A 16,435-nucleotide genomic window follows, 5' to 3' on the forward strand; every position below is an offset into this window, starting at 1 on the left:
ATTATTCTTCTCGGCTAAATAACGCTTCAATAAAGTCTTGAGCTTGGAATGGACGTAAATCATCAATACCTTCGCCTACACCAATATAACGAATAGGGATTTTGAATTGGTCGGCCAGCGCAAAGATAACCCCACCTTTAGCCGTTCCATCTAATTTAGTTAGGTTGATACCGGTCACCGGAGCTACATCACTAAATAGCTTCGCTTGGCTAATCGCATTTTGACCAGTTGCAGCATCAAGTGTCAGCATAATTTCATGCGGTGCAGAATCATCAATTTTCTTCATCACACGAACGATTTTACGCAACTCTTCCATCAAGTTGCTCTTATTCTGTAAGCGGCCGGCAGTATCGGCAATCACGACATCAACACCACGCGCTTTTGCCGCTTCAATGGCATCATAAATTACTGAAGCACTATCTGCGCCTGTATGTTGAGCAATAACAGGAACATCATTACGTTGACCCCAGACTTGCAGTTGCTCAACTGCGGCTGCACGGAAAGTATCACCGGCGGCTAAAATCACCGACTTACCTTGGGATTGGAATTGTTTCGCCAGTTTACCAATAGTGGTAGTTTTACCGACACCATTCACCCCGACCATTAAGATCACATAAGGCTTTTTGCTAGTATCAATCTCTAAAGGTTGTTCAACATCGGCTAAGATATCGGCCATCTCTTGTTTTAACAGACCATATAATGCTTCACCATCTTTTAGATCTTGGCGTGATGCTTTTTCTGTCAGGTTATCAATAATTTTCACTGTGGTGTTCATGCCCACGTCAGCAATCAATAACTGCTCTTCTAATTCTTCAAATAACTCATCATCGATTTTCTTGCCTTTAAATAGACCAAAAAATCCTGCGCCAATATTTTGTTTGGTGCGTTGTAAACTACGCTTTAAACGAGCAAAAAAGCTTTCGGTTGGTTTTACTTGCTCTTGGATACGATCACTTTCTAAAACTTCAGCTTGTTGAACTGCTAGACTCTCATCTTGCGCTTCATCAGATTGTTGAGTCGTTTCTGCTTCAGTTTCAGTGTCTGATTGAAGCGCTTGTAGGCCTTGCTCGACCATATCTTCATCTTGTTCTGATGTTTGGTCTACGACGGACTGCTCAAACACAGATTGCTCATCAGCTTGTTCATCCGTTTGCTTAAGCGTTTCATCTTGCTGTGATTCAATATTTTGGTCGGATGAGGCTTTATTCTCTTCTTCAGCAAAACCGAGCCAAGAGAGTAAACCGCGTTTCTTTTTAGCTGTCATGAACAAGTCCTAGCATGCACTTTGATATAAAGTGGCAAATTTATTTAAGTTTGAATGGGTAACTAACGCATTGACCAGCAATAATAGCCAAACATCCGCAATGAGAAAACGGCAAAGTTCTGCACCTTGAAGTTACTTCTGTATATAATATCACTTTATTCGAGCACTCAAAAATCTATCTGCGGTTTATTCTATGCAAAGACGTAAAGCTTCATCTTCTCAATCAGCCAAAGGCAATGTTGGTTTTGTTCGCATCATCAGTGGCTTATGGAGAGGCCGCAAGTTACCGGTCCATGATGCTCAAGGTTTACGACCAACTACGGACCGCGTCAAAGAAACATTATTTAATTGGTTAGCGGCTGATATTCCCCATGCTCGCTGTCTTGATTTATTTGCCGGTTCCGGTGGATTAGGTTTTGAATCGGCTTCACGCCAAGCAGAACTGGTGACTATGGTAGAGCTCAATAAACAAGCGTACCAACAATTAGTCACGAATAGTAACCAACTCAAAGCCAACAATATTGAGATTCATCAACAAGATGCCTTGCTATTTTTACAGCAACCAGGTCAAGCCTATGATGTAGTCTTTATCGACCCACCTTTTCGCCAAGGCTTACTTGAGCAAACTCTCAACTTATTACAACAAAATGGTTGGTTAACAGAAAATAGCTTAGTCTATATCGAAACTGAAAAAGAGCTTCAATTACCTGAAATTCCTGAGCATTGGCAATTACATCGTGAAAAAACAGCCGGACAAGTTTGCTACCGCCTATATCAACTAGCCACGAATTAAAGCAACGAATAAGCACGTCCCGACACAATACGGAGCAACAGATGAAAAAAACATTAAATCTATTAGCAAAAGCCTTTATGTTGTTGGTGTGGGCGGTATTTATTACTAACCTAGTTCAGCCATTCCCGGGTATGGCACATATTGCATTGAATGTGATGGCAATTTTCACCTTGATTATGCATGGATTGCAAAGTCTGCTTTTTTCCAGCGCACTCGGCGAAGGCGTCGCACTAACACGCTGGGAAAAAACTTCGATTGTTTTGTTTGGTACCTTTGCATTGCTCGATCTAAAAAATAAATATTTAAAATAACTTCATTATTCGATCTATTAGAGACAACAAAGCCGCAGTTAACGTCAACTGCGGCTTTGTTATTTGTATATACCCAAGTGACTTCAAGATGCAGAATTCAGAGCTATCATCCAAGTCTTTAAACAAGAAAGATTCGTACAGGAATGTAATCACCTTTTAAATGAATCTGACGCAGCCTTTCTATTATAAAAAAGAAGAGGCTTGGATGAAGCTCCCGAAGGGCAAGTTAAAACAAGCTTTATGCGGCGTTAAATTAAATAGAGATAGAATAACTATGATCATATTCAATTTGCCTTGCTTAAAACTTGTTTTAATCTTGCTGAAACTCGCATTTTGAAGTTACTTGGGTATAAAAGTAAATTATTTAACCTAAATACTGTTTTAGCCCATCTAAGAACATTTGCGTCGACATCATCACTAATAACAACCCCATCAAGCGTTCAATTGCTTTTAACCCCTTTTCGCCCAAGATCCGATGGAAGAAGTTATAAAACATCAAGATCAAAAAGGTTCCACTCCAAGCGAGAAATACCGCAATCGACCAATCCAACATACGATCCGGTGATTGAGTGGATAATAATAGTAAAGATGCAATCACTGATGGCCCAGCAATCATCGGAATCGCCATCGGCACAAAAAATGGTTCTTCACCGGCCGCCAATCCAACCACACCGCCAGGTTGTGGGAAGATCATTCGAATCGCGATAATAAATAAGATCAAACCACCTGAAATACTCAAGGTTTCTGCTTTTACATGTAAAAAACCTAGGATGGATTTACCTGCATATAAAAATAACAACAAGATCACTAGAGCAAATAACAACTCACGCACCAACACAATCCGGCGACGTTTTGGCTCTAAATGCTTCAAGATAGAAAGAACGACCGGTAGATTACCAAGCGGGTCCATAATCAGAAACAGCATTACTGCTGCTGATAAAATTTCCATAAAAAATCCAGTTTAAATAATGAGGTGTGATCTTAATCGATGATGTTTTTTTATTGAATTTACCAACTATTCGTTCAGATTAACGAACATTACTTCAATACGATTGGAGCGATAATCAAAATATGCGCACTAAAATAACAGCACATGATCCAAGCATAAGAATGTTTAAAGGGCTTTCTAAAATAATGAAGGGCCCAAATCAATACCGTGATAGCAAGCAATAAGACTCCTAACAAACTGCTCATATCCAACAGGGTTCGGTTGGTATGCCAAAGCTCGCCAGCAGCCCATAACATCTGCCATAAAATCAAAGCCACCATAGAAGCCTGAATTGCAAAACTATCCAATAAAGGCAATACCAGTAAGAAAGCGACCACCACTAGTGCAAAAGAAGGAATTGCCACCGCCCAATTCAACGCATCAAGTTGAAACCAAAAGTCTAAGCTGTAACAAAGACAGGCTATGGAAAAAAAACATAGCTGTAGATTTCTGTATTTAGGGGCAAACTCTTCTATCCCATAACATAAGGTAAAAAAGATTACTGCAAAAAGTGATAGTAACCAGGACAACTGCATCATATCGTGTTGCGAAAGCAGGCTACCAATCAAACCAATAAAGAGTAATAACTTGGAAATAGACAACCACTTAGGCTGCTCAAGCTTTATAAACACAAGCATGGGGAGCAATAAAAACCCCATCAATAGCCAATACCACATGCGTTTCCCCTTTCAATTTATCAACTTAGTGTAGAGAGAGGCTCCCAGAAGGTAAAGGCGAAAATGGCCAAGGTTAAACAAGCTGTGATCTTGATTATCGCCACCGAAATAACTAACTCACTAAAACAAGCATAAGAGGCTAAAATCCGCCCTTAACAGATAAAAAGATAGTTTTTACAGAACAACAAACAAGCAACCAAACAAAACACATAAATAACAATAAGTTAAACAACAAAAATCAGTATCAAAAGTATCCAAATCATAAATTAAAGTAATCTATTACCAACTAAGCTTATATTCATTCAACTAAAGATGATAATAACTCTCAACATAACCCAAATTTTCGGTCACTATTCAAGTTAAACGATTAAACCTAAGGTCTGATATTCTAGCAACCAAAATAATAACTTTTAAAAAACAAAACTATAAAAAAATAATAAAAACAAAGTAAACAAATAAAAATCAACAACTTAACAAAAAACCAATAACACCATAAATGAAATTATGATTTTCAAAAATAAAAATAAAAATATTTAATGGTCACTATGAGTGATTTTTCTGACATTAAACTTACATTTATAGGCCAATATCAAATAGATCTAGATCAACTGCATTTTTTTTGTTATATTAGCTGCATATCTAATCAACCAGAAGGAAGTTTTCACATGACAACATCTCAAAGACAAGGATTGGTATTGATTGCAGTAATGGTTGGTTTAATGACTCTACCAATGATTTCTTAATCAAATACTAAAACAAAAAAGGACGCTGATAGCGTCCTTTTTTGTTTTATTTCAATAGATTATATTTCTTTTATTCTAGATTTAAATGATGAGCTACCACATCCCAGTGAATCGAGTAAAATAAAATTGCACCGAGTGTCATTGTTAGCATTAATACAATAGCCACACCCCAAATAAAGCGACCACTTCTTGGTGTCAATTCCTTTTCACACTCAATACACGCCTGAATAAAAGCTGCTGTTGATTCCGGCTCAACGTCATCATCATCTAATAATTGTTGGCGACTTTGAGCAATTAAATGAATTTTTTGAGCAACATCATGAGGTAAGCGTGTCACGCAACTTTCAGTCAGCTCAATTAACCCCTGACCTTTCGCATGATACTGCTCTCTCAATAAACCCTCTAAACGACGAGTATGTAAAACTACTTTTTCAATATCGGACACTCTACACACCTCTTACTCACAAATCATATATAAGAATAAACCAACATCAGCCCTATAAAACTAGTCATATTTCGACAAAAGCGAGACTGGATCACGATTTACTCTATTAGGTTAGTTAACTTTTAGCGTAACTTGGGTAATATCTACTGTAAAATTAATTATTTAGGATATATCACTATGCCAATAACTTTATTAATTAGCCTTATTTTACTCATCGGGCTTGCTGCATGGATGTACCGCCAATTCCATAAAAAGCACAATTTAGGGCTAGATGCTCCAGAGCAAAAAGTCAAAGTAGTGGTCATCGATAAACAAGCCATCGACATACCTGAAGCTCAGCCAGGACAAGAAGATCAAGAACATTGGATTTATGTACAAAAACTCCCAGTTGGCCCTAAGCGAGAATTCAAAGTGGGTATCCACTACTACAGTGCATTAAATCCTGGTGACAAAGGGACGCTCACTTATCAAGGTGATAAATTCCTTCATTTTGCTTTATTAAGAGAATAATTCCATTAAGCCATTCATATTAAGACTTGCTTGCCACAGGTAATAACCAACAAGTCTTATTAGAGCGAGTCATTAACCAACTTAATCCCAACGCTCCTGCACCACTCAACGCGACCCAAACAGGAATTACCCAAATTGGGTGGCCTTGATACCAACCATAAGTTTTCATCGGCCATAGAAATAGTGGATGCAGAATATACACCCCTAAACTGTGATCGCTAATAAAACCAATTATTCGCTTTGCCTTACCTGCAATAGATTCACCAAAATAACGACCTACCATAAATATCATTGTAGCTGCTAATACAGTGTTCAACGTTTTATAAGAAAGCCAACGCCCTACCGTGTACTCACCAACCTCAACACTATCCGTTATCACCGAAAATCCAGTCACTAATAGCGCTGCAACGCCTAATACCGTCAGACCAATCACGAGCGACTTATCTAGCGGAAGCTTTTGATAACAGACATAACCCAATAACAGATAACCACTATATAAATAATATTGATTACTCCATGGGCCATCAAAACTCAGTAAATAAAAGTTAGTGGTTAATAACCACAACATCACCAAAATAAACAACCCGGTGTTATCAACTTTTTTCACCAAAATTTGCAAGAAAGGGGCAACGAAATATAAAGGAAGGAAGTAATAGAAAAACCCAAGATGGTAGTAAGTTGCATGGTGAAAGCTATCCGCTAAGACCGAAGAAGCAAGCTCACCATCAAATCCATTGATTCCCCACCCAGAAAGGTAAGCATAAAAAAGCGACCAAATTAAAAAGGGAATCAATACCTTGCCAAATCGACGTTGCAGATAATATTTAGCATCAAATGGGCGAGAATCACTTAATAACAAAGCACCAGAGATCATGATAAATACCGGCACTGCCCATCGAGAAACACTATTAAGACTTACAGCCGTTACCCATTGATTAAAAGGAATGGTTCCCAGCTCATAGCGATAAGGAGCAAGAACATGAATGGCAATAACAAAAATAGCCGCTACGCATCTCAGTAGATCAAAGAAGAAAACCCTTGGCTGAGTAGGTTGGGTTGGTTGGCTAGCTTGTGGCATCAAAGTATCACTCCATTATTACTTTATTTATCCACCATAAAACAACCATAACAACATAGCTATAAGCTTACACAACTTAACCTATCGTTACCGTCATCAACACTTCATATTTAAAACCATAAAATGAGCCATTAAAATAGCCAAGAAATTGCTACGGAAGATAGACAAAAAGTGGCATAGTTGAACCAATATAACTGAGTAATGATTAAACCAAATATGATTGAGCACAACAAAGACTGGCAACGTGAACAAAAGTTGATCGAGTTTTCGCAACAGACCTTAACTCCATTTTGGCAATCGCGAAATGACGGATTCATTGAAGGCCAACAGGGCAAGCAATTGTACTGGGTGTCTTTCACTCGTCCAGAGAACACCAAAGTCATTTTATTAGTCAATGGCCGGATTGAGAGTGTTTATAAGTATCAAGAGGTGTTTTGGGATCTGGTTGAACAAGGTTATGACGTTTACTCTTATGACCATCGTGGCCAAGGTATGTCCGAACGCTGCTGCGCCGATAAACAAATCGGTCATGTTGAGCATTTTGATTACTACATCAAAGATATGCATCATGTGGTTGAAGCATTTAATTTAAGCCGCTATCAAAAACGCTTTATTTTGGCTCACTCTATGGGAGGGGCGATTTCAACGCGTTATCTACAAACTCATCCAAGTCATCATTTTGATGCGATTGCGTTCAGTGCACCTATGATCGGCATTCAAATGCAATGGTATCTACGCCCGATTTCTGGCCCACTGACCAAATGGATGTCATCTCGTAGCCCAGATCCGGTTTATGCTCCGGGACAAAAACCTTATTATAACAAGCCATTTGAAACCAATGATCTCACTCACAGTGCATTACGTTACCAATGGTTCCGCGGTTTATATGAGCAACAACCCGAAATTCAACTTGGTGGCGTCAGTACTCACTGGGCTCATCAATCATTAATCGCCGCCAAGCTTTGTGGAAAAGAAGCACATAAATTGAACTTGCCTGTACTCTTAATGCAAGCCAGTCAAGATACCATTGTCGATAATGCCGCTCAAAGACGCTTCATCAACAAGATCAACAAAACCAAGCCGGGGTTAGCACAGTTGGCAATAATACAAGGCGCTCGCCACGAACTGTTTTTTGAAACAGATCAATTGCGCAGCCAAGCACTAGCTCAATGTTTAAAATTTTTTGCCCAGCAATCTTAATTCCTAGGGCCTGTTGTTCTTTTGTGGTTAAATTTCGTTCGAGATAAAAGCGTTTTAGCTTTCTCTTTATATAAATAAAAGAGGAAATGAACTATGCCAGCTTTACCCTCTTTTTTCCTATTAAATTAACGTAAACTATTCCTGTTTTTAAATGATTATATAGAGGCAATATGTCAAACAACACGCTTTCTCAACCAGCTCTACAAGATGTGCATATTGTTGCATCTGATTTAGATGGCACGCTATTGTTGCCTGATCACACCTTAGGTACATTCACCAAGCAAACACTGAAGAAGCTACATCAAAAAGGCATGACCTTTATTTTTGCCACCGGCCGCCACCATATTGATGTAGAAAGCTTTCGCACTAGTGCCGGTATTCCAGCTTATATGATCACGTCTAATGGTGCTCGTGTTCACTCACCAGATAACGAATTACTGTATAGCAAAAATCTGCCTGAAGATGTAATTCAACCGATTGTCGATATCATCAAACAAGATCCAACCCATCGCATTCATATCTACCGTAGTAATGATTGGTTGACTGATAAAGAAGATCTTAAACTCAGCAAGCATCACCAAGAGTCTGGCTTTAATTATTCGTTATTCGATACTGATAATGCACCAACCGAAGACATTGCTAAGTTATTCTTTACTCATACCGACCATGATCATTTAGCGGCTTATGAACAACAGCTAAAAGAACAATTTGGTGATCGTATCAGCATTGCTTTCTCAACGCCTTGGTGTTTAGAAATGATGGCACCTAATGTATCAAAAGGGGATGCTCTATTAGCCGTGGCGAACAAACTAGGTAAAGAACTTAAAAACTGCATCTCGTTTGGAGACGGCATGAATGATGTGGAAATGCTGGCAGCGGCGCACAAAGGCTTGATCATGGGCACAGCTCACGACAAAGTCATGAAAGCGCTACCAGATAATGACATTATTGGTAGCAGCCTCGACGAAGCCGTGGCGCACTACCTAGAAGATCACTTGTTATAAGACGAAGTCCAACAAGTTATTGAATCAAAAATGGCAGCTTAAATTAGCGGCCATTTTTTTATCTTTACAAGCAGCCTATATACCCAAAGTAATTGGAGTTGCAGTGAGGCGATAAGCGAATGGGGCCCCATGAGTTTAGCTTGCCTAAATGATTGGGGTGAATGAGCGCCATCAACAAAGCTGCAGCTTCAAGTACGAAGGGTATATTCTTTATCTAAAATTGCCAGCCATTCAAATTCAGTTACAGGCATGATCGACAAACGATTTCCTCTTTTCACCAAAGGCATATTTTCCAACTCAGGCATGGCTTTCATTTCCGCCAAACTAATAATGCGACTGGTTTTACGAACAAATTCAATATCTACCATCACCCATCGTGGGTTGCTCGAATCAGATTTAATATCAAAATATGGACTTTCTGGATCAAATTGAAAATGATCTGGGTATGCGCCCTTCACCACTTTGGCGATACCAGCAACCCCAATATTTTTACAAGAAGAATGGTAGATCAAAACCTCATCACCCACTTTCACTTCATCACGTAACATATTACGGGCTTGATAATTGCGGACTCCCTCCCAACACGCGACATTTTGCACCCGCAAGGTATCAATCGAAAATGTGTCGGGTTCTGTTTTAAATAACCAATATGCCATAATGAACCTTCTGTTTTGCGGTCAGTCTACTAAGTAACCTTAACGTTACTTGATACGAAAAATTAAGGAATAAAAATAACATGAAGGCTTATACAATCCCATTGAGTTTTTCTGCACTATTGTTACTAAGTGCATGTTCTAGCCAACCAGATGAACCGCAACTACTGGCACAAAGTGAGCCAATTGAAATGGCAAGCAGCGAGGCTCAATCTTCTGCACACAACGACATATCAGAGCAAGATTTCATTTCAGCTAGCCAACAACAAGCCAAAGACAACGTTGCCGAGCAATTCGTGGGGACTTATCAAAGCCAACCAAGTGCCGGATTAACCACCACATTAGTACTCAATGACGATCATACCGCCGCGACCCATTATGACTATCAAAATGGTGATAAAAGCCTAATCGAAACCGGCTATTGGCAGCAGCAAGATCAGCAATTGCACGTTTTAATGACTCAACATGCAGAGACTAAAATGAAGGCGCTTCGAGTGTTTACTGTTGACGGTTTTCAACTTAAAGCACAGAAAGAAATCATTAATGGTGGTGAATATAACCTAGGTACTGATGGGTTAACGCTACAAAAAATGAAAGTCGAAACCACTATGGTCAAAGCAGGACAAAAAAGCACTCAAGGTCCAGTAGATGCACTGGCGGTCGCAAGCATTAAAGGCAGCAATCAATACGATGCAAAAGTCGACACTACTTTACGTAAGTACTTTAAAGACCACCGTACCGATCCAGAAAACAACCGTTATCGCTGGCTCACTTACGATATTAACAACGATCAGCAGCCTGAATTATTTATCTTAACCGACTGGTGTGGTTCGGGTGGCTGTACCATTTTAATGTTTGAAAATCATAATAATGAGTGGCGTTTTAATAGCCGTATTACTCAAGTACGTACCCCAATTCAAGTCAGCAATTATCATCACTTTGGTTGGCGTGATTTAATCATTCCCGTGAGTGGTGGCGGTATCAAAGCGGCAAATCACACCATGGAATACACTGGCGTCAGCTACCCACTTAATGCTTCTACTGCGCCAGCAAGCGATAGAAAAGGCAACGTTACGCTATTTTCAGATAACATCAGTGCAGCGCAGCAAGGGATAAAAATGTAAACTGCTCGGATATTTATCTACTCTGCAGAGCCAACATGTCTTCATTACCCTCAACTCAGACCGGAGCTTGCCCTAGTTGCGGTCTACGTTATCAATGTATTTGCGACCATTGCCCAAAACTTGATAGCACGACACAGATAGCCCTACTAACTCATCCAAATGAAGCCAAACGTGCGACCAACACAGGTAAACTTCTCACTCACAGCTTGCCGCATTGCCAAGTACATATTTGGGATCGAATAACCCCACCAGCGAACCTAATAAAACAAATTAGCGAGCAACCAAGTTATTTATTATTTCCAAGTGAAAATGCGATTGAAGTGAGTGAATTTCAGGCTTCAATAAACACTAGTGCCAATAAAAGTGCACCATTATTTATTATCTTGGATGGCACCTGGCAAGAAGCCAAGAAAATGCTCAATAAAAGCCCGTGGCTACAAACCTTACCGAAAGTAGTATTGTTGAGTGAACAAACATCAAACTACCGCTTGCGCCGCAATCAAGAAAAAGGGAATTTATGTACTTGTGAGGTGGGAATAAACCTGTTGCAGCAACTGAATCCACAACAGAATTTTTCATCCCTACAACAGTATTTTGAATTGTTTTTAAAGGTGTATGAGGCGGATAGGCAACATAGTGTTTACGGTTAGCGTGTCTCGAGTCCCGTGCCTCAAACGCAGCTTAACTTTTCAGCTAAAGAAGTCTACACATAGAGTGATTTTCAAATTATGTAATCTACTCGCTACCTTTGTCGAACCACGAGAAGCGTAGCGTCCTAGCTACGAGATTCGATAAAAGCCAACAAATCCTCAAGTGCGGTGATCTCCACATCTGGTAGCACTTTTCCATACTCTTCATGCTTGAGTGATTTTTGATAATCATTAATCCAACAAGCTGTCATACCGGCATATTTCGCCCCTGCAACATCGGAAGTCAGGTTATCGCCCACATGCAACACATTTTCAGCTGGTAAGCCAAGATGTACTAATGCGGTTTCGAACATTTGACCATGCGGTTTCGCCCAACCATCAGGGCCGGCGTTAAGCACAAGGTCAAAATAATCACCTAGGCCAATTTTACTGGGATTAACGTTACCGTTGGTTATCGCGATCAATGGCATTTTCTGTTTAAGCTGAGTCATCACCAGATGAGTCATTTGTGGCACTTCAATTTGATGACGCCAAATGACCACTTGATCCATTGCCAATTTAGCCACTTGAGAAGCTTTTGGATCATCGTAACCCAAATGCATTAATCCCTGACGAATTTGCTGAAAACGCCATTCAGAAACATCACTTTGTAGAAATGGGGTTTGCTCGGCTAATTTGAATTTCAACAAACGCCACTCTTGATGGCTCATGTTTTGGCTGACCGGGTGATGTTGATGCATCCAGTCAGCCGTTTTTTGTTCAAGGTCGACAATCACAGGATGGTTATCATAGAGGGTATCGTCTAAATCAAACGTCATGGCTTTAATAGTGGGAATGTTGCGATAAAAGCGTAATGACATAGGTAGCTCCTCGTTTGATTTAGTGTGGGTAAAGGGTTAATCGTCCGATTCAGAGTTGGATGGCGCGCGGTTCTTTTTCGCTCTAGGGTGCGCGTTATCATAAACCTTAGCTAAATGCTGGAAATCTAAGCTGGTATAAATTTGGGTGGTCGAAATATTTTCGTGCCCAAGCAGCTCTTGTACCGCACGTAAATTCTGGCTCGATTCCAACATGTGGGTGGCAAATGAGTGACGCAATTTATGCGGGCTAATATGGCTAGACACTCCTTGCTTAATCCCCCATTCTTCCATACGTTTTTGCACATTACGATGTGAAATACGAGTACCGCGTTTTGAGACAAACAACGCCTGTTCTTCTTCATTCGCCAGGCTAGAACGCACGGTAAGCCAACGATCTAACCATTGTTTCGCTTGGCCAGAAAAAGGCGCTTTACGTTCTTTATTACCTTTACCAATAACGCGAATCTCACCGACACTTAATTGCACATGTTGGATATCAATACTAACGAGTTCGGCTAAACGCAAGCCAGCTCCATACATCAATTCCATCATGGCACGATCGCGAATAGATAATGGGTCATCATCATTCACTTCGAGTAATTGACCTACTTCATCAATATCTAAGTTCTTTGGTAGAGGGCGCTTTTTCTTTGGCGCAGAGACCCCTTTAGCTGGGTTAGCGGTTAACTCATCAATCGAAATAAGATAATCAAAGAAACTGCGTAAAGATGATAAGCGTGTGCCAATGCTGCTAGCTTTCAAGCCTTCACGCATTCCTTTAGTGGTCAATTGTCTAACCCAAGCGGCATCGACTTGTTGCCACTCGGTGATACCAAGCTCAACCAGTTGCTGAGTCATAATAGTCAACTGACGCTGATAGTTGGCTTGTGTATGGGCACTTAAGCCTCTTTCATGATGTAAGTAATCATAAAAGCGTTGTAATGATACGGCCAAACCAGTAGGAAAATTAGGATTCATTGGCGCAGCTTAAGGTTTCTGGCTGGTTCGATTCCATTTGTTCATCAAGCAATTGAACCATAAAGGTGACTAATTCCGTCAAATGGCGTAAAAACAAGGTGTCCATTTCTGGCTGAAAATGACCGCCTTCTTGACTTGAAAATGCCAATAAGCCCAATTTTTTACTATGCGCTGCCAAAGGCAAAACCACGTAAGAGCCAAGCTCCGACATCTCATTATTCGCGAAACGATCACCACCAAATAACGCATAACGGTCTTGGCGATTTAAGCGTCCTAAATAAGCATCTTTACCATTTAAGTGATTGGTGGAAAACCTGTGGTAGGTGTCGTGCGATAAATTCCAATTTGAATTAACGTGATCAAGCAATAAAAGGTGTGATTTTAAACCGATCTTGCGGCTATATTGCATGATTTCTTGATCAAGAGCTTCAATTGATTGACAAGCGAGTAACGACTTTTGCAGATCCATTAATTGATGGAAAGTACGATCATTTTTAGCCGCTAAAGACATCATTTGCGTAATGTCTTCTTCAAGCTCTTCGATACGCTGACGCTGACGGCGCATTTGCACTTCAACCAAAGAAACTGCGCCTTGTTGCTGATGAGAAATGGCTAAGCGGTCTACCAGCTCAGGACGATGTAAAAAGAAATCAGGATTATCTTTTAAATATTCTGCTACCGTTTCGGCAGTCAAATGATCCGCTTGCATCACTCACTCTATATTTGAAATCTATAGTTAATTATAAATATATGACTACAGCCAAAGTAATTGAGATTGCAGTGAGGCGACAAGTGAATGAGCCCCCATGAGCATAGCTCGCCTATTCGATTGGGGCGAATGAACGCCGTCAACAAAACTGCAGTTTCAAGGACGAAGGATGTAATTAGAAACTAATTTGCCCATCATACACATGTGCCACAGGGCCAGTCATATATAACGATTTACCTTGGCCTTGCCAGAAAATTCGCAACTTACCGCCAGGCAACTGTACTGTCACTTCTTGATCAAGCACCCCTTGGTCAATACCAATTGCAACCGCGGCACACGCACCGCTACCGCAAGCCTGAGTTTCACCAGCACCACGTTCGTACACACGTAACTTAACGTTTTGACGGTCAATAATTTGCATAAAGCCCGCATTCACTCGCTCAGGAAAACGCTCATGAGACTCCATTAAAGGCCCGATATTATCAACATCAAAAGTATCAACATCTTCGACAATCGTCACCACATGTGGGTTGCCCATGCTGACTGCGCCACAAAATAATGTGTGTTCACCAGTACGTAAAATATAGGTCTTTTCTGCTTGTTTTGCTTTAAAAGGTATTTTGCTTGGCTCAAAAATAGGCTGACCCATATTAACGGTGACCGAATCTAGACTTTCTACTTTAAGCACCATTCGACCTTTTTTGGTGCTTACATTAATGCTGTATTTATTGGTAAGCCCTTTCATTCGCACAAAACGGGCAAAACAGCGCGCACCGTTACCGCATTGCTCAACTTCGCTACCATCAGCATTAAAGATGCGGTAATGAAAATCGGTTTCTGGATCATAGGGCGCTTCTACCACCAACAATTGATCAAAACCGACACCAGTATGGCGATCAGCCAAACGACGGATCAGATCAGGTGAAAAGAAGATGTTTTGAGTAATACAGTCGACCACCATAAAGTCATTACCCAAACCGTGCATTTTAGAAAAATGGAAATGCATATCGCCTCATTAATTCAAATAAAACGCCCTAACGAATCATTCGCTAGGGCGTAAGCGGTTATATTTATTCTGGTAGGATATTTTCCAATTCCCACAAGCGGCTCAACTCTTCTCGCTGACGAACAAGGTGAACAGCAGAACCATCTACCATCACTTCAGCCGCTCGAGTACGGGTATTGTAGTTAGAAGACATCACAAACCCGTAGGCCCCCGCAGAGCGTACTGCTAGCAAATCGCCTTCTTCTAATACCAACTCACGGTCTTTACCTAAGAAGTCACCCGTTTCACAAATTGGACCAACTAAATCATAAATAGCAGGCTGACCTTGACGAGGAGCGACTGGCACAATATCCATCCAAGCTTGATATAAAGCAGGGCGAATCAAATCATTCATCGCCGCATCAATCACTGCAAAGTTTTTATGCTCTGTCGGTTTCAGTAGTTCTACTTTGGTTAGTAATACACCTGCATTCGCCGCAATGGCACGTCCTGGCTCAAACACTAACTCTAAATGGCCGTGATTTTCTAAACGGGATAGCAAGGCTTTAGCATATTCAGACGGTTGTGGTGGTAATTCATCACGATAGACCACCCCTAAACCACCACCAACATCAAGGTGACGAATATTAATACCTTGCTCAGTCAATTGGTCGATCAGCGCAAGCAAGCGATCTGTAGCATCGATAAACGGTGCAAGATCGGTTAATTGAGAACCAATATGGCAATCAATACCTTGTACGTCTAGGTTCTCTAAGCTACTTGCGAATTTATACACTTGCGGCGCACGATCAAAGGCGATACCAAATTTATTATCACGCAAGCCAGTCGAAATATAAGGGTGAGTATGTGCATCAACATCTGGATTAATACGCAAAGAAATTGGAGCAATCACACCAAGCTCACCAGCGACTTTATTTAAGCGCTCAAGTTCAGGTTCTGACTCAACATTAAAGCATTTAATACCTAGCTCTAACGCACGCTTCATTTCAGCGCTCGTTTTACCTACCCCAGAAAACACCACTTTTTTCGGATCGCCACCTGCGGCAATCACACGTTCAAGTTCACCACCAGACACGATATCAAATCCAGAACCTAAACGGGCCAGTACATTAAGCACACCAATATTCGAATTGGCTTTTACTGCATAACAAACCAAATGCGGGTGATCGGCCACCGAGGAATCAAATGCCTTCCAATGGCGTTCTAATGTGGCACGAGAATACACATAAAGGGGTGTGCCATGTTGTTGTGCCAATTGCGTAAGAGAGACGTCTTCAGCCCAAAGCTGACCATCATCCTGATAATTAAAAAAATCCAATGTTCTCTTCCTTATTCTGCGTCTTGAGCCTCTGCAGGCTGAGTCGATTCTGTCGCGGGTTCTGGTTGTTCAGTTTCTACAGGTTTAACGGTTACAGTTCCGCCATCAGAACCTGAAATAGAAA

General features: G+C 40.7%; 18 protein-coding genes. 7 read left to right on the forward strand and 11 right to left on the reverse strand.

Translation table 11 applies throughout. From position 1 onward, the window contains the following. Position 1: 1 nt before the first annotated feature. Positions 2-1,264 (reverse strand): signal recognition particle-docking protein FtsY, encoded by a 1,263-nt coding sequence (gene ftsY / locus QQJ93_RS01210; protein WP_089125069.1) that lies wholly within the window; start codon positions 1,262-1,264, stop codon positions 2-4. A gap of 193 nt (positions 1,265-1,457) precedes the next feature. On the opposite strand from ftsY, the gene rsmD reads away from it, so the two are divergent. Continuing rightward, positions 1,458-2,057 (forward strand): 16S rRNA (guanine(966)-N(2))-methyltransferase RsmD, encoded by a 600-nt coding sequence (gene rsmD, locus QQJ93_RS01215; RefSeq protein WP_089125070.1) that lies wholly within the window; start codon positions 1,458-1,460, stop codon positions 2,055-2,057. A 41-nt stretch (positions 2,058-2,098) separates the two neighbouring features. Continuing rightward, positions 2,099-2,368 (forward strand): DUF1145 domain-containing protein, encoded by a 270-nt coding sequence (locus tag QQJ93_RS01220; protein ID WP_089125071.1) that lies wholly within the window; start codon positions 2,099-2,101, stop codon positions 2,366-2,368. A 364-nt stretch (positions 2,369-2,732) separates the two neighbouring features. Here the strand turns inward: QQJ93_RS01220 and QQJ93_RS01225 are convergent, their stop codons facing one another. From QQJ93_RS01225 to QQJ93_RS01235, 3 genes are all read right to left on the reverse strand, one after another. Then, positions 2,733-3,317, reverse strand: coding sequence for a YhgN family NAAT transporter (locus tag QQJ93_RS01225; protein ID WP_089125072.1), 585 nt, complete (start codon positions 3,315-3,317; stop codon positions 2,733-2,735). An 89-nt stretch (positions 3,318-3,406) separates the two neighbouring features. Then, complete coding sequence (locus QQJ93_RS01230) at positions 3,407-4,033, reverse strand: lysoplasmalogenase family protein (protein ID WP_089125073.1); 627 nt, start codon at positions 4,031-4,033, stop codon at positions 3,407-3,409. 813 nt (positions 4,034-4,846) lie between these two features. Further along, positions 4,847-5,221, reverse strand: coding sequence for a DUF4145 domain-containing protein (locus QQJ93_RS01235; protein WP_089125074.1), 375 nt, complete (start codon positions 5,219-5,221; stop codon positions 4,847-4,849). A gap of 177 nt (positions 5,222-5,398) precedes the next feature. On the opposite strand from QQJ93_RS01235, the gene QQJ93_RS01240 reads away from it, so the two are divergent. Then, on the forward strand, positions 5,399-5,731 hold the full coding sequence (locus tag QQJ93_RS01240) for a DUF2500 domain-containing protein (protein ID WP_089125075.1): 333 nt from the start codon (positions 5,399-5,401) through the stop codon (positions 5,729-5,731). A 19-nt stretch (positions 5,732-5,750) separates the two neighbouring features. On the opposite strand, the gene QQJ93_RS01245 is transcribed toward QQJ93_RS01240, so the two are convergent. Continuing rightward, positions 5,751-6,809: an acyltransferase gene (locus tag QQJ93_RS01245; RefSeq protein ID WP_089125076.1), complete on the reverse strand. Its 1,059-nt coding sequence runs from the start codon at positions 6,807-6,809 to the stop codon at positions 5,751-5,753. 216 nt (positions 6,810-7,025) lie between these two features. Between QQJ93_RS01245 and QQJ93_RS01250 the strand changes: the two genes are divergently transcribed. Then, positions 7,026-8,009 (forward strand): alpha/beta fold hydrolase, encoded by a 984-nt coding sequence (locus QQJ93_RS01250; RefSeq protein WP_089125152.1) that lies wholly within the window; start codon positions 7,026-7,028, stop codon positions 8,007-8,009. Positions 8,010-8,179: 170 nt separating this feature from the next. Beyond that, a complete protein-coding gene (locus QQJ93_RS01255) occupies positions 8,180-9,013 on the forward strand; it encodes a Cof-type HAD-IIB family hydrolase (protein ID WP_089125077.1) in 834 nt (277 codons plus the stop codon). A 188-nt stretch (positions 9,014-9,201) separates the two neighbouring features. Here QQJ93_RS01255 and QQJ93_RS01260 read toward each other — a convergent pair whose 3' ends face one another. Continuing rightward, entirely contained in the window at positions 9,202-9,669 is a 468-nt protein-coding gene (locus tag QQJ93_RS01260) for an EVE domain-containing protein (protein ID WP_089125078.1), read from the reverse strand. A gap of 80 nt (positions 9,670-9,749) precedes the next feature. Between QQJ93_RS01260 and QQJ93_RS01265 the strand changes: the two genes are divergently transcribed. After that, on the forward strand, positions 9,750-10,790 hold the full coding sequence (locus tag QQJ93_RS01265) for a hypothetical protein (RefSeq protein ID WP_089125079.1): 1,041 nt from the start codon (positions 9,750-9,752) through the stop codon (positions 10,788-10,790). 35 nt (positions 10,791-10,825) lie between these two features. Continuing rightward, positions 10,826-11,440 (forward strand): tRNA-uridine aminocarboxypropyltransferase, encoded by a 615-nt coding sequence (locus tag QQJ93_RS01270; protein WP_089125080.1) that lies wholly within the window; start codon positions 10,826-10,828, stop codon positions 11,438-11,440. Between the two features lie 125 nt (positions 11,441-11,565). On the opposite strand, the gene yigB is transcribed toward QQJ93_RS01270, so the two are convergent. The 5 genes from yigB to lysA all read right to left on the reverse strand — a co-directional run bounded on the left by yigB (position 11,566) and on the right by lysA (position 16,311). Further along, positions 11,566-12,300, reverse strand: coding sequence for a 5-amino-6-(5-phospho-D-ribitylamino)uracil phosphatase YigB (yigB, locus tag QQJ93_RS01275; protein ID WP_089125081.1), 735 nt, complete (start codon positions 12,298-12,300; stop codon positions 11,566-11,568). A 36-nt stretch (positions 12,301-12,336) separates the two neighbouring features. Beyond that, on the reverse strand, positions 12,337-13,278 hold the full coding sequence (gene xerC / locus QQJ93_RS01280) for a tyrosine recombinase XerC (RefSeq protein ID WP_089125082.1): 942 nt from the start codon (positions 13,276-13,278) through the stop codon (positions 12,337-12,339). Continuing rightward, positions 13,268-13,987, reverse strand: coding sequence for a DUF484 family protein (locus QQJ93_RS01285; protein ID WP_089125083.1), 720 nt, complete (start codon positions 13,985-13,987; stop codon positions 13,268-13,270). The genes xerC and QQJ93_RS01285 overlap by 11 nt, the downstream gene beginning before the upstream one ends. A 175-nt stretch (positions 13,988-14,162) precedes the next feature. Then, complete coding sequence (gene dapF, locus QQJ93_RS01290) at positions 14,163-14,993, reverse strand: diaminopimelate epimerase (protein ID WP_089125084.1); 831 nt, start codon at positions 14,991-14,993, stop codon at positions 14,163-14,165. A 64-nt stretch (positions 14,994-15,057) separates the two neighbouring features. Then, the gene (gene lysA / locus QQJ93_RS01295; protein ID WP_089125085.1) at positions 15,058-16,311 is read right to left on the reverse strand and encodes a diaminopimelate decarboxylase; all 1,254 of its coding nucleotides are present in this window, start codon (positions 16,309-16,311) and stop codon (positions 15,058-15,060) included. Positions 16,312-16,435 lie beyond the last annotated feature (124 nt).

It is taken from the genome of Vibrio algivorus, from assembly GCF_030161215.1.
GTDB classification, from domain to species: domain Bacteria; phylum Pseudomonadota; class Gammaproteobacteria; order Enterobacterales; family Vibrionaceae; genus Vibrio; species Vibrio algivorus.

What these genes read in the sequence shown, in the direction of transcription:
- QQJ93_RS01245 (WP_089125076.1), bottom strand. Translation starts at nt 6,809, where the DNA reads ATGCCACAAGCTAGCCAACCAACCCAACCTACTCAGCCAAGGGTTTTC.
- ftsY (WP_089125069.1), bottom strand. Translation starts at nt 1,264, where the DNA reads ATGACAGCTAAAAAGAAACGCGGTTTACTCTCTTGGCTCGGTTTTGCT.
- dapF (WP_089125084.1), bottom strand. Translation starts at nt 14,993, where the DNA reads ATGCATTTCCATTTTTCTAAAATGCACGGTTTGGGTAATGACTTTATG.
- rsmD (WP_089125070.1), top strand. Translation starts at nt 1,458, where the DNA reads ATGCAAAGACGTAAAGCTTCATCTTCTCAATCAGCCAAAGGCAATGTT.
- QQJ93_RS01260 (WP_089125078.1), bottom strand. Translation starts at nt 9,669, where the DNA reads ATGGCATATTGGTTATTTAAAACAGAACCCGACACATTTTCGATTGAT.
- QQJ93_RS01265 (WP_089125079.1), top strand. Translation starts at nt 9,750, where the DNA reads ATGAAGGCTTATACAATCCCATTGAGTTTTTCTGCACTATTGTTACTA.
- QQJ93_RS01225 (WP_089125072.1), bottom strand. Translation starts at nt 3,317, where the DNA reads ATGGAAATTTTATCAGCAGCAGTAATGCTGTTTCTGATTATGGACCCG.
- QQJ93_RS01285 (WP_089125083.1), bottom strand. Translation starts at nt 13,987, where the DNA reads ATGCAAGCGGATCATTTGACTGCCGAAACGGTAGCAGAATATTTAAAA.
- QQJ93_RS01220 (WP_089125071.1), top strand. Translation starts at nt 2,099, where the DNA reads ATGAAAAAAACATTAAATCTATTAGCAAAAGCCTTTATGTTGTTGGTG.
- QQJ93_RS01270 (WP_089125080.1), top strand. Translation starts at nt 10,826, where the DNA reads ATGTCTTCATTACCCTCAACTCAGACCGGAGCTTGCCCTAGTTGCGGT.
- QQJ93_RS01240 (WP_089125075.1), top strand. Translation starts at nt 5,399, where the DNA reads ATGCCAATAACTTTATTAATTAGCCTTATTTTACTCATCGGGCTTGCT.
- QQJ93_RS01250 (WP_089125152.1), top strand. Translation starts at nt 7,026, where the DNA reads ATGATTGAGCACAACAAAGACTGGCAACGTGAACAAAAGTTGATCGAG.
- xerC (WP_089125082.1), bottom strand. Translation starts at nt 13,278, where the DNA reads ATGAATCCTAATTTTCCTACTGGTTTGGCCGTATCATTACAACGCTTT.
- yigB (WP_089125081.1), bottom strand. Translation starts at nt 12,300, where the DNA reads ATGTCATTACGCTTTTATCGCAACATTCCCACTATTAAAGCCATGACG.
- QQJ93_RS01230 (WP_089125073.1), bottom strand. Translation starts at nt 4,033, where the DNA reads ATGTGGTATTGGCTATTGATGGGGTTTTTATTGCTCCCCATGCTTGTG.
- QQJ93_RS01255 (WP_089125077.1), top strand. Translation starts at nt 8,180, where the DNA reads ATGTCAAACAACACGCTTTCTCAACCAGCTCTACAAGATGTGCATATT.